Here is a 19,310-nt window from a genome sequence, read left to right as displayed (position 1 = left end):
TATCCTAATGGTGTTAATCTTCTATCTGCATTATCTCCTCTAAGAGTTAACCTATATTCACTCCTACTAGTGAGAACTCTATATGGTTCTTTGAGATCTTTGGTAATTAAATCATTGATCATTGTTCCTATATAACTGCTTTCTCTAGTGAAGATTATTGGATCTTTTTTGTTTAGTTTTCTTGTCGCATTGACTCCGGCTACTAATCCTTGTGCTGCTGCTTCTTCATAACCAGTAGTTCCATTAATTTGTCCAGCGCTAAATAAATATTCAATTTCTTTCGTTTCGAGTGATGTTTGGAGCTGTGTTGCAGGTATATAGTCATACTCCACAGCATATGCTGGTCGCAACATTTTACATTCACCTAATCCAGGTAAGGTCCTTAAAAGTTCTAATTGAATATTTTCGGGTAAACCTGTAGAAAATCCTTGTACATATATTTCAGGGGTATTAATTCCTTCTGGTTCTAAGAAAATTTGATGTGATTCTTTATCAGCAAATTTAACGATTTTATCTTCAATTGATGGACAATATCTTGGCCCCTTACTATCAATAAAACCGCCGTAAATGGGAGTTAAATGTAAATTGTCTCGAATTAGTTGATGTGTTTTGGTAGTTGTTCTTGTGATGTGACAACTAACTTGGGGCATATTATTTTTTATATCTGGGTCAAACGAAAAATATTTATCTGCTGCAGTACTTGGTTGAATATCTAATTCATCAAAAATGATACTTCTTTTATCAACTCTTGCTGGAGTTCCTGTTTTTAAACGTTCTGTTTTGATACCAATTTCGTGCAAATTTTGAGTAAGACCTTTTGCTGCTTGTTCGCCCGATCTACCAGCTGACATTGATTTATTTCCTATCCATATTCTTCCTTCTAAGAACGTACCAGCTGTGATGATAACTGATCTTGCTGAATAATAACTACCAAAGAAAGTCCTTACACCCTTTATTCTTTTTTTTAAGATTTTTTTTGAGTTCAATCCAATTTCTTCAGTTTTTGCAATATCCAGTTCAGTAATCATTGCTTCTTTTAAAGATAAATTATCTGTATTTTGTAGTATTTCAATCATCTTTTTTGAGTATTCTCTTTTATCTGTTTGAGCTCTTAATGCCCATACAGCTGGGCCTCTACTTGCATTTAATATTCTTTTTTGTATAGCTGTCTCATCAGCTAATTTACCAATAATTCCACCTAATGCATCAACTTCATGTACCAACTGACTTTTTGCCGGGCCGCCAACAGCAGGGTTGCAAGGTTGCCAGGCAATCCTATCTAAATTGATTGTAAATAAGGCTGTAGAAAATCCTAATTTTGCTGTTGTTATAGCTGCTTCGCATCCTGCATGTCCTCCTCCAATAACGATGATGTCAAAAGATTCATTTGTTGAGTGATGATCTTGCATTTTAGGATCGATTTAATTAGCTAAATTCCTAAATCTCGTAAATTGAGGTTCAAATAATAATTTAACAGTTCCTACGGGTCCATTTCTATGTTTAGTGACAATGATTTCTGTAATTCCTCTATCTTCAGTCTCTGGATTATAGTATTCATCTCTATAAATCATTAATACTAAATCTGCGTCTTGTTCAATAGATCCTGATTCTCTTAGATCGCTTAACATTGGTCTTTTATTTGTTCTAGACTCTACCCCTCTACTAAGCTGAGATAAAGCTACTACTGGTACTTTTAATTCTCTGGCCATGCTTTTAAGACCTCTTGTTATTCGTGAAAGTTCTTGCACTCTATTATCAGGGGTTGATCCTTCCATCAACTGGAGGTAATCAATCACAATTAATCCAAGTTCTTTTTTTTGTTCAGCTATTAATCTTCTGCACAGAGATCTCATCTCTAAAACACTTAAGTTAGGCTTGTCATCTATAAATATTGGTAATTGACCTAATGAATTGATACCTTCTCCGAGTAATGGCCATTCATCTTGCTGTAATCTTCCTGTTCTTAGCCTGCCACTCTCGATTCCAACTTCCATAGAGAGTAATCTATATGTCAACTGTTCTTTACTCATTTCAAGGCTAAATACACACACAGGTAAATCTTGAGATTGTGCAACATTTTTAGCCAGATTAAGAACTATTGAAGTTTTCCCCATTGAAGGTCTTCCAGCAACAATTATTAAATCACTTCTTTGAAAACCTTGAGTCATCGCATCAAGATCGTAGAAATTTACAGGAATTCCAGCTACTGAAGTACCTAATGATCTTGACTCTATTTCATTGAAAGTACTTGTAAGGATTTCAGCTGCTTGAGTCAGACCTTTTGAAGGTTTTTCTTGACTGATTTCAAATATTTTTTGCTCTGCTTTATCTAGAACTTCATTAGTATCTTGAGTTTGATCAAAACCTAGTTGAACCACTTCATTTCCAGATCTGATAAGTTGCCTTCTCATGAATTTGTCGTTAATTAAATTAGCAACTTGTTCTATGGAAGCTGTAGAGGAAACATTTTCAACTAGTTCTACCAGTTTGCTGTTTCCTCCAATTTTTTCTAGTGATCCATTATCTGCTAACCAAGCACTCATTGATGTTAAATCAGTTGGTTTACCCTGGGTATGCAACATTAATGCTGTTCTATAAATCTCTTGATGGGCATTTATATAAAAAGCTTCAGGTTTAATTAAGTCTGCAATTCTTCCGATCGCGTCTGGATCAAGAAGTATGCCACCAAGAACAGCTTCCTCTGCTTGAACGTTTTGAGGAGGAACTAATCCAGCATTTTCACTATTAAAATCCTTTTTAAAATTTTTATTTTGCCCATTATTTGGAAAAGGTACGGAAACCATATCTTTAATTGCTTAGATATATACTCTGGCTACTTTTCAAAATAATGCAACAAATTGATTAACTTGTTACTTCAATATTTACTTCTGCATTTACTTCTGGATGTAATTTTATTTTTGCAGTAAAGGAACCTAAATTATGAATATCAGGAACAGTAATGTTTCTTCTATCAATTTCTTTTTTAGTTGCCGCTTCTATTGCTTCGGCAACATCCCCATTGGTAACCGTTCCAAAAAGGACACCATCTTCTCCAACCTGTTTTTTGATAGTGAACCTACCTATTGTAGATAATGCAGTTTGGAAATCTAAAGCTTCTTGCTTTAATTTATCAGCAGCGATTTTTTCTTTTTCTTTCTTCCTTTCAATTTGTTTAAGGACTGCTGGTGTTACATTCATTGCCTTGCCATAAGGTAATAGAAAATTTCTTGCGTATCCAGGTGCTACTTCAACTAGATCTCCTTCTTTACCTAGTGATGCGATTGATTCAGTTAATGCGACTTGTACTCTTTTAGCCATGAAAATATTGAACAATATAGTTAATAATAAGACCTAGAGGGTAACTTTACTTTTTTTGCAAGACCAAATTTCGCAAGAATCTTAATATGTTCCCATGTTATGTCTATCTGACCTTTAAATAATCCTTGTTTTGCCGAATTGGGAAATGCATGATGATTATTATGCCAACCTTCTCCAAATGTTAATGCAGCAACCCACGCATTGTTTTTAGATGAATCACCACTTTCAAATGGTGCTTTACCCCAACAATGCGTCGCGGAGTTGACTAGCCAAGTTATGTGATAAACAACCACAAGCCTCAATGGAATTCCCCAAAGGACTAGAGCCCATCCTCCAACTCCTAATTTTTGACCTATTGCGTACAAAGAAAGTCCAATAGGAATTTGTAAGAATAAAAAATATTTATTTAAAAATCTATAGTATGGATCCTTGATTAAATCTGCACTTAGTTTTGGAACAGCTTTTAGTGCTTCTACGTCTTTAAACATCCAACCCATATGACTCCACCAAAACCCCTTTTTACTATTGTGATGATCTACTTCAGTATCTGAAAAAGAGTGGTGATGCCTATGTAAACCTACCCAATCTATTGGTCCATGCTGGCAACTTATAGCTCCACAGGTAGCAAAAAATCTTTCTAACCATCTTGGTACAATGAACGATCTGTGTGATAACAATCTGTGATATCCAAGGGTGACTCCTAAACAAGCAGTTACCCAGTAAAAAAATAATAATGAAGTGACTGCAGGGAGACTCCAAAATTTTGGTTGTATAGCTACAAGAGAAAGAATATGAATTGCAACCATAAAAACTATTGTTCCCCACGTTTTATGTAGTCTTGGAGGATATCTTTTTGAATGACTGGAAGGTTCCAGTAATTTTTCTGAGAGTTCTATAACTTTTTCAGCTGGAACAGGTTTTTTTAATTTTGCTGTTTCTTGGAAAATTACTGAATTCATGATATTGAAATACTATTTTCAAAATTACCGATATGTAATATTATCATACTATACTATTGATAAGTTTAATTATCTGTGAGTCTCGGATATCGCGATAAATTATCTAGAGGTCGAAGGGCTATGGCTCATTTGATACACCTCTGGCATGAAAGAAATGGTTGGTCTCACAGAGTATTGCCATTACTTTCTGAAGTTCTTGATTTAGGTAAAGTTCATAATTCGCAAATTTCTAATCTTAGGAATGGGAAGTTATCTTCGCCAGGTCCTGAAGTTTTTCTTGCTTTAGCTCAAGTTAATACGATTCTTGATCAAGGTATTGAAAAAATCAGGGATCGTTTTGAAAGTGATTACCCAGAGTTATGGAAATCTTTGGAAGAGTCTGCATTACCCCTAAAAAATGATTCTGGTAATCCATTGTCGGCCGGGGAGTTATTCGAGATATTTTCAGGATTAAAATCTCTACCTTCATCTTTTGACTGGTACATAGAAGATGAAGAAGCTTCTGCTTTAAGTGATGCTCTTTCAGTGCATTTTTGTCAGAATAAGGCTTGGAGATCATGTAAAATGCAGGTAATGGAAGCCTATGCTGTCAATAAATCTGCCCGTAGAGAACGTTTTGCTGAGGTAATTGCAGGAATTAGAGATTATACGGCAGAAGAATTAGATGGAGAACTTCTTGATTTATATGAGGCTTCAAAAAAACTTTCTTATTTTCAGGGTAGGGGACCTAATGCTTTCCTCGCAGAATTAAGAAATTTAGCTTCTGAAAAATAACATGAATTTTCATAATAAATGACTCTTGACAATAACTTAAAACTGGCTGAAAACGCTGTTCTTTCTGTCGAAGAGAGTTTAAGTAAAGTTTTCCAAGAAAGGTCCAATCAGGTTTTCCAGAAATTAGAAAATATTTTGACAATTTTTAAGGAAGAAAAAGTTTCTACTAGTCATTTCAATCAATCTTCTGGTAGTGGTCATGATGATATATCTAGAGAAAAAATTGATGCGGTTTTTGCAAGATTGTTTCTTGCTGAAAAGGCAGCTGTGAGGATGCAATTTGTAAGTGGAACGCATGCAATAAGTTCTGTCTTATTTGGAATTCTTAGACCTGGAGATGTAATGTTATCTCTTACAGGACAACCATATGACACGTTAGAAGAAGTCATAGGAATAAGGGGAGGAGGAAAAGGCTCACTTAAAGATTTTGAGATTGAATATAAGCAAATAAATATCTGCGAGAATTTTGATTCTTTTGAAGAAAAAATTGTTCATTCTTTTAAAGAAAATTCATGCAAATTAGTATTCATACAAAAAAGTTGTGGATATAGTTGGAGAAAGTCTCTTACGAATCATCAGATAGAGAAAATTTGTAGTCTTATTCATTCTCTTGATCCTAACTGTATATGTTTTGTTGATAACTGTTATGGGGAGCTTGTTGAAGATAGTGAACCAATTTCTAAAGGGGCAAATATAATTGCTGGATCATTGATTAAAAATTTGGGAGGAACAATCGTTCCTACTGGTGGGTACGTTGCAGGAGATGCAGAGTTGGTTGAGATGGCATGTTCTAGATTAACCTCACCAGGCATTGGTTCTTCTGCAGGAATAAATTTTGGACTAGGAAGATTAATTTTGCAGGGTTTGTTTTTAGCACCACAAATTGTTCACGAATCACTAAAAGGTGCTGATATGGTTGCAGCAGTCTTTAAAAATTTGGGATTTAAGGTTTTACCAGAGCCAGCAACTTATAGATCTGATCTTATTCAGTCAGTAAGATTGAATAATCCTGATTTGGTACAAAAAGTTTGTCAATCTTTTCAAAATTCTTCACCAGTAGATTCTTTTCTGAATGTTGTTCCATCATCAATGGATGGATATGATTCAAAATTATTAATGGCAGGAGGTACCTTTATTGAAGGTAGTACAAGTGAATTTTCTGCTGATGCCCCTCTAAGAGATCCTTACAATATTTTTGTTCAAGGTGGTTCTCACATAGCTCACATCAAAATTGCATTAATTCGATTATTATCTGAATTATTAGAGGAAAAATTAATTTCAAAGGATTCTCTACTTCCTTTATCTACTTAATCATGTCTTACAAGTTTCCAGACAACCTCAACTATGCTGATACTCATGAATATGTCTTGGAAGAAAATGGATTATTAAAAATTGGAGTTAGTGAATTCGCTATAGATCAATTAGGAGATATTGTTTTTGTTGAATTAGCTGATGAAGGTGCGACTTTAGAGAAAGGCGAGACTTTTGGAACAATAGAATCAGTTAAGGCCGTTGAGGAAGTCTATCTGCCTTTTTCAGGGGAAATAGTATCTGTAAATGAAAGTGTTATTGAGAACCCTGAGCTTTTACAGAATGATCCGATTGGAGACGGTTGGTTAGTCATTTTGAAACCAGAATCAAAAGCATCAATTGCTGATTTGATGACTTCTGAGGAATATCAATCAAAGGTTGTACCAAAATAAGGCAAACTTTTTAAAAAGAGCTATTTTAAAGAAAAATATTTTAATATGACATCCAAATTTGGGTCTGATTTGTTTATAGATAGGCATCTTGGGTTAGGAGATAATGATGAAAGAATTATGCTGAACAAGCTTGGTTTTAATAATATTGATCAATTTATAAATCAAGTTATTCCTGAAGATATTCAGCTTAAAGATAAATCTTCAGAAATATTGCCCCAAGGTTGTTCAGAAATTGAGGCTTTAAACGAATTAGAAGAGATTGCGAATAAAAATACTAAAATGAGATCACTTATAGGCCTTGGTTATTATGACAATCATATGCCTAAAGTAATCCAAAGACATGTTCTTGAAAATCCAAGGTGGTACACGTCTTATACTCCATATCAAGCAGAAATTGCACAAGGAAGATTAGAAGCTCTATTTAATTTTCAGACTATTGTTTGTGAACTAACAGGATTCCCTGTCGCCAATGCATCTTTGTTGGATGAGGGTACTGCTGCTGCAGAAGCTATGGCCATGAGTTTTTCCGCAAGAAAAAATAAATCTTCAAAAGTGTACTTAGTGGAATCAAATGTTTTTGATCATACTTTTAATGTTCTACAAACCAGAGCAAAACCTTTGGGAATATCCTTAAAACGCTTTACTCAAAGCAACCTTCCTAATCATGATGATGTTTTTGGAATGTTGTTGCAATTACCTGGTAAAAATGGACAATTATATGATCCCACATTCTTAATATCCCAAGCACATAGATCAGAAATTATTGTTACGGCATGTATTGATCCACTAGCACAAGTTTTGATTAAACCAATTTCTGAATTTGGTGTTGATGTAGCAGTGGGTAGTATGCAAAGATTTGGTGTTCCAATGGGTTTTGGTGGCCCCCATGCAGCATATTTTGCTTGTAGCGAAAAATATAAAAGGCTGATACCCGGAAGAATTGTTGGGCAAACTCTATCTAAAAATGGAGAAAAGTCTCTAAGACTAGCATTGCAAACAAGAGAGCAACATATTAGAAGGGAAAAGGCCACTAGTAATATTTGTACTGCTCAATCTTTGTTAGCCATAATTTCTTCTTTTTATGCTATTTATCATGGACCCTCTGGATTAACGCAAATTGCTAAGAGATTAGTTGAGTTGAGAATAAATTTAGAATCAAGTTTAGCTGCTTTAGGTTTTGATATTCCTGATGGGATTAGATTTGATAGTGTTGATGTTTATTCTGAGCACTCCCAGAGGATCCATAATGAAGCTTTAAAAAATGGCTATAACTTAAGAATTTTGCCGTTGGGATCAACTATTGAAAATTCAACTGGCTTTGGGATCTCTTTAGATGAGCTTAGTAATGAAAAAGAAATCAAAGATATTTTGACTTTCATAGCAAACCTTATAGAAAAAGAAGAAGATTTAGAGCATATAAAATTTGATAAAGAATTTCATCTTGAAAGTTTAGCTTTGAGATCCAGTGCATGGATGCAGCAAGATATATTCACAAATTACCAAAGTGAAACTGAATTAATGAGATATATATTCCGACTTGCAGAAAAAGATTTTTCTTTGGTAGATGGGATGATGCCATTGGGAAGCTGTACCATGAAGTTAAATTCTGCAGCAGAGTTAAATCCAGTCTCTTGGGCTAATTTATCTTCCATTCATCCTTTTTCCCCACCAGATCAAACTAAAGGCTATTCAAAAATTATATCTGACCTAGAAAAATGGATAAGTGAGATTGTTGGTTTAAAATCAGTTTCTTTTCAACCAAATGCAGGCTCTCAAGGAGAGTTTGCAGGTTTATTGGCAATAAATTCTTATTTTGAATCAAAAGGTGAACTGTTAAGAAAAAAATGTTTAATTCCAAAAAGTGCTCATGGAACAAATCCTGCTAGTGCAGTTATGGCAGGTTTTGACGTGTTAACTGTTGAATGTGATGACGAAGGAAATATTGATTATCAAGATTTGTCAATCAAGGTCAAGAAATTTGATAACCAAATAGGGGCTCTTATGTTGACTTATCCCTCTACTCATGGAGTTTTTGAATTACAAATCAGAAAGATATGTGATTTAATTCACTCTGTTGGAGGATTTGTCTATTTAGATGGAGCAAATTTGAACGCTCAGGTTGGATTATGTAAACCGGGGAATTATGGTGTTGATGTTTGTCATTTGAATTTACATAAAACATTCTGCATTCCACATGGAGGTGGTGGTCCAGGAGTAGGTCCAGTTGCTGCATCAGAAACTTTAAGCCCATTTCTTCCTACTCATTCTTTAATGGATAATAATTTATCTAATAGTTCCAATTACGTATCTTCTGCCAAGCATGGGAGTGCAAGTATTCTTCCAATAAGTTGGATGTACATAAAAATGGCTGGTCTTAGTGGTTTAAGGAAAGCAACTGCGCATGCAATTTTATCTGCAAATTATATTGCGCATTCTTTAAAGCATAAATTCAAGATTCTTTATAAAGGAAAAAATAATTTTGTCGCACATGAATGTATTTTAGATTTTAGAGATTTAAAATCCAAAACTGGTTTGAGTGTAAATGATTTAGCTAAACGATTAATAGATTATAGTTTTCATGCCCCAACTATAAGTTGGCCTGTTCCAGAGACGATAATGATAGAGCCTACTGAAAGTGAAAGTTTGGTTGAATTGGATAGATTTTGCGAGGCTATGCTATTGATTGGAGAAGAAATCAGCGAAATAGAAAAAAATATTGAATTAAAGAATAATAATGTAATAAGTAACGCTCCCCATACGCTGAAAGAGTTAATTGCTGATAATTGGCATTATCCTTATTCAAAAGAAAAAGCTTCTTTTCCTTATAAAACTCCAACATCTATTAAGTTTTGGTCTTCAGTTTCTAGGATCAATAATGCATATGGCGATCGCAATTTAATTTGTTCTTGCAATGTAAATCAAGGCGAGACTTTCGAAGAAAAAAAATGTGCTTAAAGGACTAGCGTCCTTATATTTACTTAGTTATTATCAGTGAGAATAAAAATTTAATATTTTCTTATAGAATTTTTTTAAATTTTTTTATTAAAATATTCGAGCATCAAATTTTTTGGGGTATTTGAAGCTATGACCAAAGATTTTAAATCTGGTAATGTTAAGCACCTGCCAGTTAAAAACGTAGATTTACCAAATTTTGTCAATAATTTTTCAGGAGATAACTCAAACATTTGTTCCATTGAGGGAACTAATGTTATAAGAGTACCCTTTGGTAAAAAATTTTCAAAGAAAAAAAGGCCTGAAAAGAATCAAAATATCGCTACTCTAATACTTCCTTTAAGTTCATATAGTAATCCTACGCCCCCACACGTAGCATAATAATTTAGATCAAATTTAATCTATTTCTTTGAGCGTATCTGAATAATAATTTTGCAGTTGTAACGTTGCTTGATTCCAATCCCATTTTTCTGCTTCGTTTCGTGCCTCTTTTCTCATAATTTCTCTTTTATCTTCATTCTCTAGAATTTTTTTTGTTGCTTCAATCAAACTTTGTACCCCATTATCTTTTTCATCTGGATCATATAAACAACCATTAATCCCATCGCTAATTATATCTGGAATCCCCCCCTTGTTGGCTCCGATAACTGGACATCCTGCGGCCATTGCTTCGAGTAAAACTAAACCAAGTGTTTCTGTACTAGAGGGAAATAAAAATATATCTCCAGAGGCATAGGCGCTAGCAAGTTCATCACCAGATAAATATCCTATGAAATTAGTCTTGGTATTTTCGAAGATTTTTTCAAGCTGGTTTCTATATGGTCCGTCACCTACAAGTGCTAGGCAAGCATTAGGGATACTTTCTAAGACTGGTTTAATTCTCTCAATTTGTTTTTCTGCTGATAATCTTCCTACATAAATCAATAAATAATTAGCATCTTTATATTTTCCAAATAATTTATCTCTCATTTTCTCACTTCTTAAATCTGGTCTGAAACTGTAAGTATCTACTCCTCTTTGCCAAAGAGCAGTCCTTTGAATACCTTTATCTTTTAATTCATTGACCATAGCGGTGGAAGTACACAAATTTAACAAGGCTTGATTATGAGCTGCTTTAAGTAATTCCCACAAAAGTGGCTCTAGCATACCCATACCGTAATGTTCCAGATATTTCGGAAGATGAGTATGGTAGCTAGCAATTAAAGGAATATTATTAGTTTTCGCCAACCATATGCCACCTAAGCCAAGTACAGCTGGATTAACAACATGTATCAAATCTGGGTTAAATTTTTCTAACTTATCTGAGACTGCAGGACCTGGTAAACCAAGCTTCAACTCTGGGTATAAGGGTAATGGCATTGCAGCAACTCCAACTACAGTTGCTCCCATATATGATTCTGGACACCCCTCTGGACAAAAAATTATAACTTCATCACCATTTTTTATTAAAAATTCAATTGTTTTAGTCAGTCTTGTGACTATGCCGTCAACTTTAGGTAAAAAAGTTTCAGTAAACAATGCAATTTTCACTTTCTTAAGGTAATTATTTCAGAAATTTTAATTAGTCTTTATAGCCTCAGCTTGTTTTTTAGTCCAGGATGAAACACAAGGTATGCGCTTAAGATCACATCTATTGGAGTATTTTTTAGCAACTTCAACAACTTCTTCTAATAAGCCATTATCAAGAGTCGTTGGGTTTAAACCTAATTCTATAAAGCATTTATTATCAACAATTAGATCATTTTCTACTGCTTCATTCCTTGGATTTGGTAAATAATTGATATCAGCTCCAGTTAGAGAAGCAACTTTTTTAGCTAGTTCTCCAACTTGATGACTCTCAGTCATTTGATTAAAGATTTTGACTCTTTCTCCAGATTTTGGAGGATTTTCAAGAGCAAGTTGTACGCATTTTACAGAGTCTTTTATATGTATAAATGCTCTTGTTTGCCCTCCTGTCCCATGAACACTTAATGGATATCCAATTGCAGCTTGCATTAGAAATCTGTTTAAAACAGTTCCATAATCTCCGTCATAGTCAAATCGGTTTGTCAATCTAGGATCTTTTAAAGTTGCTTCTGTATTTGTTCCCCAAACAATGCCTTGATGTAGATCAGTAATCCTTACAAGATCATTTTTGTTGTAGTAAAGAAATAATAATTGATCTAAAGTTTTAGTCATATGGTAAACACTACCTGGACTTGCAGGGTGTAATATTTCTTCTTCAAAGCGGCTTCCATCTGGTTGTGGAACTTCAACTTTTAGATAACCTTCTGGAATTGTTGCACCTCTATGTGATCCATATCCGTAGACTCCCATTGTTCCTAAATGAACAACATGAATATCTAAATTACTCTCTACTATTGCAGCAAGAAGGTTGTGGGTGCCATTAACATTATTATCTACTGTATATCTTTTGGTAAAACTCGATTTCATCGAGTAAGGTGCTGCTCTTTGTTCTGCAAAATGGATCACGGAATCTGGTTTTTCATCAATGAGCAAATTGAGTAATTTTTGATATTGTTTAGAGATATCCATATTAAGAAATCTCATAGGCTTACCTCCAATCTCTTCCCATGCAGAAAGTCGTTCTGTTATCGAAGCAATTGGAGTTAAAGATTCTACCTCTAGATCAATATCAATTTTTCTACGACTTAAATTGTCGACAATAATTACATCATGATTTTGCTCTGCTAAATTCACCGCACAAGGCCAACCGCAAAAACCATCTCCACCTAGAACAATAACTTTCACTCAGAACTCCAGAATTAAAAGATTCATAATATATTTATTAAATTACTACAGCGTGCTTCCACTTTGCGAAAAAACATTGTAAATAGTTTCAAATCTTCTTTCTTAATACGATAAATAAAAGCAAATAATAAATTTTTACTTTCTTTTTAAACTTTTCTCAATTTAGAGAATTAGATAGATATATTTTTTTCCGGCGAACTTGCTACTGCAAAGTCTTGTTTTTTAATTCTTCCTGCCAGAAAAGCTTGCCTGCCAGCTTTCACACTATAATTTATCGCTTGAGCCATTAGAGGAGGATTTGCAGCTTGTGCTATTGCACTATTGATTAAGACACCATCAGCTCCAATTTCCATAGCTTGAGAAGCTTCACTAGGCACCCCAATTCCTGCGTCAATTATTACTGGCACTTTTGCATTCTCAATAATTATCCTTATATTTGATAAATTTAACAAACCTTGCCCGGAGCCTATGGGCGAGCCCAATGGCATTACAGTTGCACAACCTATTTCTTCTAGTCTTTTTGCAAGAATAGGATCTGCATTGATATAAGGTAGTACAGCGAAACCCTTTTTTATTAAAATTTCGGCTGCTTTAAGAGTTTCTATTGGATCTGGTAGCAAATACTTTTTGTCAGGAATAACTTCTAACTTCACAAAATTATTTTCTTCTTGACCAGATAATTTTGCAAGTTCTCTACCTAAAATTGCTATTCTGACTGCCTCATCGGAATTAACACAACCAGCTGTATTAGGAAGCATCCAGTATTTTTCCCAGTTGATCTTTTCGAGTAAATTTTCTCCGGTCTGATCATTTTTAATTCTTCTAACAGCGACGGTTATAATTTCCGTTTCAGAATTTGACAAACTTTCTACCATATCTTGAGTAGATTTGTATTTGCCAGTACCAACCATTAATCTACTGGAAAATTGTTTTCCACCAATTAGTAAAGAAGAATAATTTTCCATATTTAGAATCCCTTATCTTTAATACCTTTATAAGGTTTATAATTGTTTCTTTTTTCTAACTCCTTACTTTTTTTAATTGCTGTTTTGTTTTTTGGATCTATCACCAAAACCTTTTGATAAGTTTCATATGCCAAGTCGTACTCAAGTAAACGCTGTTGTGCTGATGCGAGGTTATTTAGGGCTATAGGATATTCTGGAAGTGATTTTATTGCAGAGTTATAGTGTTTAATTGCTTTCTTAAATTCATTTTGAGCAGCATAAGAAAATCCTAAAGCATTATTTATTATCGCTTTGGCTTCATCAGGTTCATTTTCATAATTTTCAATTGCTTTTAAAAAAGTTTTAGTAGCTTCAGAATATAATCTTTTTTTTATCTGAATAGACCCAAATTCATATAATTCTGTAGCTTGAGTGAGAGAATCTAAACCTTTCTGCTCGAATTTTACTAAATTTAATTCTTCACTTCTTGTTTTTAGAAATTGTCTGAATACAAAAATAGAAATTATTATTAATACAACAAAAAGAATTATTAAATAAGATTGAAAGGAAGATATTTCCATTATTTATAATTACTTTTCTAGATTATATTCTTTTTTCTACTTACTAACGGAAGAAACAATTTTTTCAAAACACTTAGGATCGTTTAAGGCTAATTGAGCAAGCATTTTTCTGTTAATGATAATTTCTGAATTTTTCATGCCATTTATTAACTTGCTATAGTTTGTTCCATTTATCCTCGCAGATGCGTTAATTCTAGAGATCCAAAGTCTTCTAAAATCTCTTTTTCTTCTTCTTCTATCCCTATAAGCATTACAAAGAGCTTTCATCACTCTTTGGTTTGCGGTTCTGAAAAGATTTTTGTTGCCGCCTCTAAAACCTTTTGCAAGATTTAAGATTTTGTTTCTTCTTTTTCTGGCTATGTTGCCTCTTTTTACCCGTGCCATGAATATCTAATAAAAATTGGTTAAAGATTTATGCGTATGGAATCATTAATCTTACATTATCAGCATCTCTTTCATCAACTACGGCTTTTGTTGATAGATGTCTTTTTAATTTTGAGCTTTTATGATCAAGTAAATGATTATGGAAAGCTCTTCTTCTCATGAATTTACCCGTCGCAGTAGCTTTAAATCTTTTGGCAGCTGATTTACGAGTTTTTAGTTTAGACATTTAAGTCAAATGTGTTTAATTAGGATAATCTAAACCTTTATACGCATTGGTGCAAATTAAAGTTTTTAATTGATAAGGAAAGTTCTAATTTATGAAACTTAAATTTGCCTTTTTAAACTTATTTTTAGGCTGTATTTCTCTTTTAATAATAAACACTAAATTTATTTCAAATGCAAAAGGAGAAGAATTGCTAAAGGTTGAACTCCATAATGAAATTAAAAAAGGAAAATTTTTAATTGGTTTAAAGCAATATTTAGGCGGGGAGAATGATAGTTTTTCGGAGAAAAAGAATATAAACTTTACAACTAATAAAGGTTTTTTAAACTTGATATCGTCCAACGGTATTAAACATAAATCAAAACAGATAAATATTACCTGGGCGGATATTCCCGTCAAAAATCCAAAAACAATTGAAAGAATTGTTTTTGGTCCTTTTGCTAGCTATGAATCGGCAAAAAAACAATCAGAGAAACTAAGAGATAAAGGATTTGAGACGACTGTTGCCTACCCTAAAAATTGGGAAGTATGGATTCCATTTCAAGATGATCTGCCAGAGTTTGAATTAAAAAATAAGATTTTCAGAAAAAGAAAAGACTTTCAAATTACTCCTGTTCTTAGAAGTGAATATAGTGTTATGAAACTCGAAGGACCTATATATATTTATGCTCAAGAGGAAATAAAAATAAATGGTGTTAATTTTGGTAAAAATTTTTATTTAATAAAAGATTCATATGGAACTTGGACATTAGTTCAAAAAATTGAATTTGATGACTATTTGGCAGGTGTTTTGCCATATGAAATTGGACCGAATTCTCCTTTAGAAGCACTCAAGGCTCAAGCAGTTATTGCAAGAACTTGGGGCATATTTAATTCTGATAGATTTAATATGGATAAATATCATTTATGTATAAGCACTCAATGCCAAGTTTATAAGCCTTCTGAAATTTCATATAAAAACGTACAAAAAGCCATAGACGAAACTTCAAATTTAATTCTCACTCATGAAAATCAACCAATAAATGCTTTTTACCATGGTTCTAATGGTGGAGTATCTGCTACTGCAGGCGAGTCTTGGCAAATTCAAGATTATTCTTATTTCAATTCAATCATTGATGGTTCTAAATCATTAAATAAAATTTTTAAACTTCCAATTACAAATGAATCTGATTTAAATAATTTTTTAGATTTTGATAAAGAACAGTTTTATGGGAGTAATCATTCTCTTTTTCGATGGAATAAGAAAATTTCTAGTCTTGAAATTAAAGAAAAGTTAATTAAAAACAAACTTATAAATATTAATGAAGATGTTTTGGATTTAAATTCTATTGAACGTGGGTCTAGTGGCAGAGTGACAAAATTGGAAATACAAACGGACAAGGGTAATAAATCTATTGTTCTTGTTAAAGATGATATTCGACGGGTATTAAATTTTATACCTAGTAATTTGTTTACTATTAATAAATTAAATGATGATTTATGGCTTTTGAGAGGAGGAGGCTTCGGTCATGGTGTAGGTTTATCTCAGTCAGGAGCAATTGAAATGGCTAAATTAGGATTCTCTTATGAACAAATATTGAATCATTACTATCGAAATGCAAAACTAAAAAAATTTGAGATATTGTCTCAATGAAAGTTAAGTAATTAACAATTTACTTTTATGAGTAAGGGTTTTTATAAAAATCGAAGATTGAAGTCGTTTATATTTCTTAGTGCTTGTTTTTTAGTAGCTTTTATTCCTCATGCTTACAATATCGAAAATTTCTTTTACATTATATTGACTCTTTCTTTTGTGATTGTTTTTTACGGTTTAATAGTTATTTCTAGAAATTTCAAAAGGAACAACGTTTTAAATACTGTAAGCAGAAGAATTAGCAATAAAGAGTTACCTGTGCTTGATATTTTAGTCGCAGCTAGAGATGAAGAGAATGTCATATCAAGATTAGTTGAAAGATTATTTAGTTTAGATTATCCAACAAATAAATTAAATATTTACATAATCGATGATGGTAGTTCTGATAAGACGCCTTTAATTTTAGATCGATTATCTAGACAATATGACAAGCTAAAAGTCATAAGTCGTTCTCCAAATGCAGGAGGAGGAAAGTCAGGAGCTTTGAATTATGCCTTGAAGTTTACTCATGGTGAATGGTTATTAGTTTTGGATGCTGATGCTGAATTAAAACAAGATTCTTTGATAAGGTTATTTAGTTTTGTAGAAGAGGGTGATTGGTCTGCAGTTCAACTAAGAAAATCAGTAACAAATGTAAGTAAGAATTTTTTAACTTCCTGTCAGTCAATGGAGATGGCTATGGATGCAATCTTTCAATATGGAAGATTATCAGTTGCTGGAGTTTCTGAATTAAGGGGAAATGGCCAATTAATTAAGAAAGAAACATTATTGGCATGTGGTTCTTTTAATGAAGATACAGTTACAGATGATCTTGATTTGAGTTTAAGATTATTATTATCAAAATCTAGAATTGGAATCTTATGGGATCCTCCAGTCATGGAGGAAGCAGTTGAGAATTTAAATGCTTTATTAGCGCAAAGGCAAAGATGGGCAGAGGGGGGTTTGCAAAGATTCTTTGATTATGGAGATCAATTATTTACTAATAAAATTGATTATTTGCAGAAATTTGATTTAACTTACTTTTTCATCTTGCAATATGCATTACCAATCATTTCTATTTTTGATTTAGTTTTCAGTATTGCTTTATTAGATTCACCAATTTACTGGCCTATTTCATTTACAGCTTTTATGTTATCTGGAATTGCTTTTTGGTACGGTTCTTCTTGTAAAAGCGAAGTACCTGTATTGCAAAAAAGCAATTTTTTGATGGTATTTGTATCGGTTTTTTATTTATCACATTGGTTTTTAGTAATCCCTTGGGTAACAATAAAGATGTCTATTTTTCCCAAAAAGATACTCTGGCGAAAAACTCTTCATACTGGAGTTTAATTTATTCATCAAGGTCTATAATTTCTCCATTAAAAAAATTTGCTAAGTTTTTTGAACTATCATCATAAGTTTCCTCGTTAGATATTTTTGTTGACGAATTAGTTTTTGGTTCTATTTTTTTTATTGGTCGGAAATTATTTACTTCATTTTGGGTTATTTCTGGAGTGTTTGTTGGGTTACTTTTATTTAATTGTTTGGTTGAAAAATTAAGTATTATTCCATCTCCAAATATCTTTTTTACAGTATTTTCAATTATAACTTTTCTGCTTTTTATCATATTTTCCCAGTTTGGAGATAATGCAATTGTGATTTTCTCCGAATCAAAACTTTCAAGTTCGGCTTGTTGTGAAAGTAACATTCTTGTTGATGGTAACTCTACTTTAGAAAGAATTAATTCCCATTTATCTTTTAAATTTGATCCAGGATTATTTTGGTTATTTTCAGAAATATTTTCAATACTTTCTTTTTCAAGAACTTCAAATTTTTCTAATTTTTCGTCTTTTTTTTCGATCAATTCCTTGTGAGTTATCTCTTCTTGGATACTTGGTTTTGGAATCTCATCTGAAATATTTTCTTTATTAATTGGAATGTTTTTTCTACTTTCATGCTTCTCCTCAGTCGTATTATTTTTACTTTCTTGTTTATTTTCAAAACTATTTATCTCTTGACTATCCAGAAGACCAGTTAAATGTATTTCAAACCAAAGCCTTGGATTATCACTTGATTTGATTTGATATTCAATATTTCTCAGATTATTATGCCAATTAATTATTGTTGATTTATTTATTGTTTTTGAGATTTTATCTAACTCATCTCGAAATTCATCAGACGTATAATAAAGATCTGAATATTTATTATTAGTAGTGTGTAATAGTAGATCTCTTGTTATATTCAATAATCCGATAATTATTTGAAGAGGTTCGTTTCCGGCATCATATAATTTGTTGCAGGTGTCAATTAATGACTCTGGATTATTCTCAACCAATGATTTAATCAGATTTGTTAATTCACTTTCTGATACTTCTCCTAGGAGGTTTTGGATATTATTAATTGTTATCCCTTCTGGTAAAAGATTCAATTGTTCAAGGAGGCTTTGTGCATCTCTCATACCTCCATTAGACCTTTTTGCAATCATTTTTAACGCCTGAACTTCGTACTTAATGGATTCTTTTTCGGCGATTTCTGATAAATGTTGAAAAATATCACTAGGGCTTATTCTTCTAAAATCAAACTTTTGGCATCTACTTTTTATTGTATTTAATACTCTCTCAGGATTTGTCGTCGCAAGGATAAATACAACTCTTGAGGGCGGTTCTTCAATAGTTTTTAGTAAAGCATTTGAAGCTGCCGTTGAAAGCATATGACATTCATCAATAACATATACTTTCCATCTCGCTTGAGTAGGTGCAAATCTCGCTCTTTCTATAATTTCTCTTATATTTTCTACTCCTGTATTTGATGCTGCATCAATCTCGATAATATCTAGAGCGCTCCCATCTGTAATTTGTCTACATAAGTCACATTTACAACAAGGAGTTATCGTAGGTTGGTCGAATGCCTGGCAATTTAGAGATTTTGCAAATATTCTTGCACTTGATGTTTTTCCAGTGCCTCTTGGACCATTAAAAAGATATGCAGGAGCAATTTTTTTTGTTAATAGTGCTTGTTTGAGTGTAATGGATATAAATTTTTGCCCAACCAGTTCGTCTAAGTTGTTTGGTCTATATTTTTGATGAAAAGGCTTATGTATATTTGGCAT

Annotated in this window: 18 protein-coding genes; 7 read left to right on the top strand and 11 right to left on the bottom strand. The window is 32.8% G+C overall.

The genetic code is table 11. The features are described from left to right. From mnmG to MK115_RS03225, 4 genes are all read right to left on the bottom strand, one after another. Positions 1-1,409, bottom strand: a 1,409-nt coding sequence (mnmG, locus tag MK115_RS03240) for a tRNA uridine-5-carboxymethylaminomethyl(34) synthesis enzyme MnmG (RefSeq protein ID WP_287609224.1), incomplete at its 3' end; no start/stop codon positions are given. 12 nt (positions 1,410-1,421) lie between these two features. Then, complete coding sequence (gene dnaB, locus MK115_RS03235; RefSeq protein WP_025915266.1) at positions 1,422-2,804, bottom strand: replicative DNA helicase; 1,383 nt, start codon at positions 2,802-2,804, stop codon at positions 1,422-1,424. Positions 2,805-2,862: 58 nt separating this feature from the next. After that, positions 2,863-3,318, bottom strand: coding sequence for a 50S ribosomal protein L9 (gene rplI, locus MK115_RS03230; protein WP_011863768.1), 456 nt, complete (start codon positions 3,316-3,318; stop codon positions 2,863-2,865). 20 nt (positions 3,319-3,338) lie between these two features. Beyond that, the gene (locus MK115_RS03225) at positions 3,339-4,277 is read right to left on the bottom strand and encodes an acyl-CoA desaturase (RefSeq protein ID WP_287609221.1); all 939 of its coding nucleotides are present in this window, start codon (positions 4,275-4,277) and stop codon (positions 3,339-3,341) included. Between the two features lie 75 nt (positions 4,278-4,352). Here MK115_RS03225 and MK115_RS03220 point away from each other — a divergent pair, with 75 nt between their 5' ends. The 5 genes from MK115_RS03220 (at position 4,353) to MK115_RS03200 (ending at position 10,087) form a co-directional block, all read left to right on the top strand. Then, the gene (locus tag MK115_RS03220) at positions 4,353-5,051 is read left to right on the top strand and encodes a DUF8644 domain-containing protein (protein WP_287609219.1); all 699 of its coding nucleotides are present in this window, start codon (positions 4,353-4,355) and stop codon (positions 5,049-5,051) included. 18 nt (positions 5,052-5,069) lie between these two features. After that, positions 5,070-6,362 carry a methionine gamma-lyase family protein gene (locus MK115_RS03215; protein ID WP_287609217.1) on the top strand — a complete coding sequence of 431 codons (1,293 nt, stop codon included), beginning with the start codon at positions 5,070-5,072 and terminating at the stop codon, positions 6,360-6,362. 2 nt (positions 6,363-6,364) lie between these two features. Next, positions 6,365-6,754, top strand: a complete 390-nt coding sequence (gene gcvH / locus MK115_RS03210; protein ID WP_042851212.1) for a glycine cleavage system protein GcvH — start codon at positions 6,365-6,367, stop codon at positions 6,752-6,754. Positions 6,755-6,799: 45 nt separating this feature from the next. Then, on the top strand, positions 6,800-9,709 hold the full coding sequence (gcvP, locus tag MK115_RS03205; RefSeq protein ID WP_287609215.1) for an aminomethyl-transferring glycine dehydrogenase: 2,910 nt from the start codon (positions 6,800-6,802) through the stop codon (positions 9,707-9,709). A 129-nt stretch (positions 9,710-9,838) separates the two neighbouring features. Further along, the gene (locus MK115_RS03200) at positions 9,839-10,087 is read left to right on the top strand and encodes a hypothetical protein (RefSeq protein WP_287609213.1); all 249 of its coding nucleotides are present in this window, start codon (positions 9,839-9,841) and stop codon (positions 10,085-10,087) included. Positions 10,088-10,102: 15 nt separating this feature from the next. Here the strand turns inward: MK115_RS03200 and MK115_RS03195 are convergent, their stop codons facing one another. The 6 genes from MK115_RS03195 to rpmI form a co-directional block, all read right to left on the bottom strand. Then, complete coding sequence (locus MK115_RS03195; RefSeq protein ID WP_025980084.1) at positions 10,103-11,236, bottom strand: glycosyltransferase family 4 protein; 1,134 nt, start codon at positions 11,234-11,236, stop codon at positions 10,103-10,105. Between the two features lie 27 nt (positions 11,237-11,263). Then, positions 11,264-12,457 (bottom strand): NAD-dependent epimerase/dehydratase family protein, encoded by a 1,194-nt coding sequence (locus MK115_RS03190; protein ID WP_075449260.1) that lies wholly within the window; start codon positions 12,455-12,457, stop codon positions 11,264-11,266. Between the two features lie 170 nt (positions 12,458-12,627). Beyond that, complete coding sequence (locus tag MK115_RS03185; RefSeq protein WP_025945507.1) at positions 12,628-13,422, bottom strand: thiazole synthase; 795 nt, start codon at positions 13,420-13,422, stop codon at positions 12,628-12,630. Between the two features lie 2 nt (positions 13,423-13,424). Beyond that, positions 13,425-13,982 carry a tetratricopeptide repeat protein gene (locus tag MK115_RS03180; RefSeq protein WP_025895196.1) on the bottom strand — a complete coding sequence of 186 codons (558 nt, stop codon included), beginning with the start codon at positions 13,980-13,982 and terminating at the stop codon, positions 13,425-13,427. A 36-nt stretch (positions 13,983-14,018) separates the two neighbouring features. Then, entirely contained in the window at positions 14,019-14,366 is a 348-nt protein-coding gene (gene rplT, locus MK115_RS03175; protein WP_025895195.1) for a 50S ribosomal protein L20, read from the bottom strand. 28 nt (positions 14,367-14,394) lie between these two features. Then, the gene (gene rpmI / locus MK115_RS03170) at positions 14,395-14,592 is read right to left on the bottom strand and encodes a 50S ribosomal protein L35 (RefSeq protein ID WP_011819271.1); all 198 of its coding nucleotides are present in this window, start codon (positions 14,590-14,592) and stop codon (positions 14,395-14,397) included. Positions 14,593-14,683: 91 nt separating this feature from the next. Here rpmI and MK115_RS03165 point away from each other — a divergent pair, with 91 nt between their 5' ends. Next, entirely contained in the window at positions 14,684-16,222 is a 1,539-nt protein-coding gene (locus tag MK115_RS03165) for a SpoIID/LytB domain-containing protein (protein WP_287609192.1), read from the top strand. Positions 16,223-16,249: 27 nt separating this feature from the next. Beyond that, the gene (locus MK115_RS03160) at positions 16,250-17,551 is read left to right on the top strand and encodes a glycosyltransferase family 2 protein (protein ID WP_287609191.1); all 1,302 of its coding nucleotides are present in this window, start codon (positions 16,250-16,252) and stop codon (positions 17,549-17,551) included. A gap of 1 nt (position 17,552) precedes the next feature. Here MK115_RS03160 and MK115_RS03155 read toward each other — a convergent pair whose 3' ends face one another. Next, the gene (locus MK115_RS03155; protein ID WP_287609190.1) at positions 17,553-19,310 is read right to left on the bottom strand and encodes a DNA polymerase III subunit gamma/tau; all 1,758 of its coding nucleotides are present in this window, start codon (positions 19,308-19,310) and stop codon (positions 17,553-17,555) included.

The sequence above is a fragment of the Prochlorococcus sp. ALOHA_ZT_50 genome (assembly GCF_022447305.1).
In the GTDB taxonomy this organism is placed as follows: Bacteria; Cyanobacteriota; Cyanobacteriia; order PCC-6307; family Cyanobiaceae; genus Prochlorococcus_A.
The sequence above is the reverse complement of the archived record's forward strand: the minus strand, read 5'-3'. Positions and strand labels throughout refer to the sequence as shown.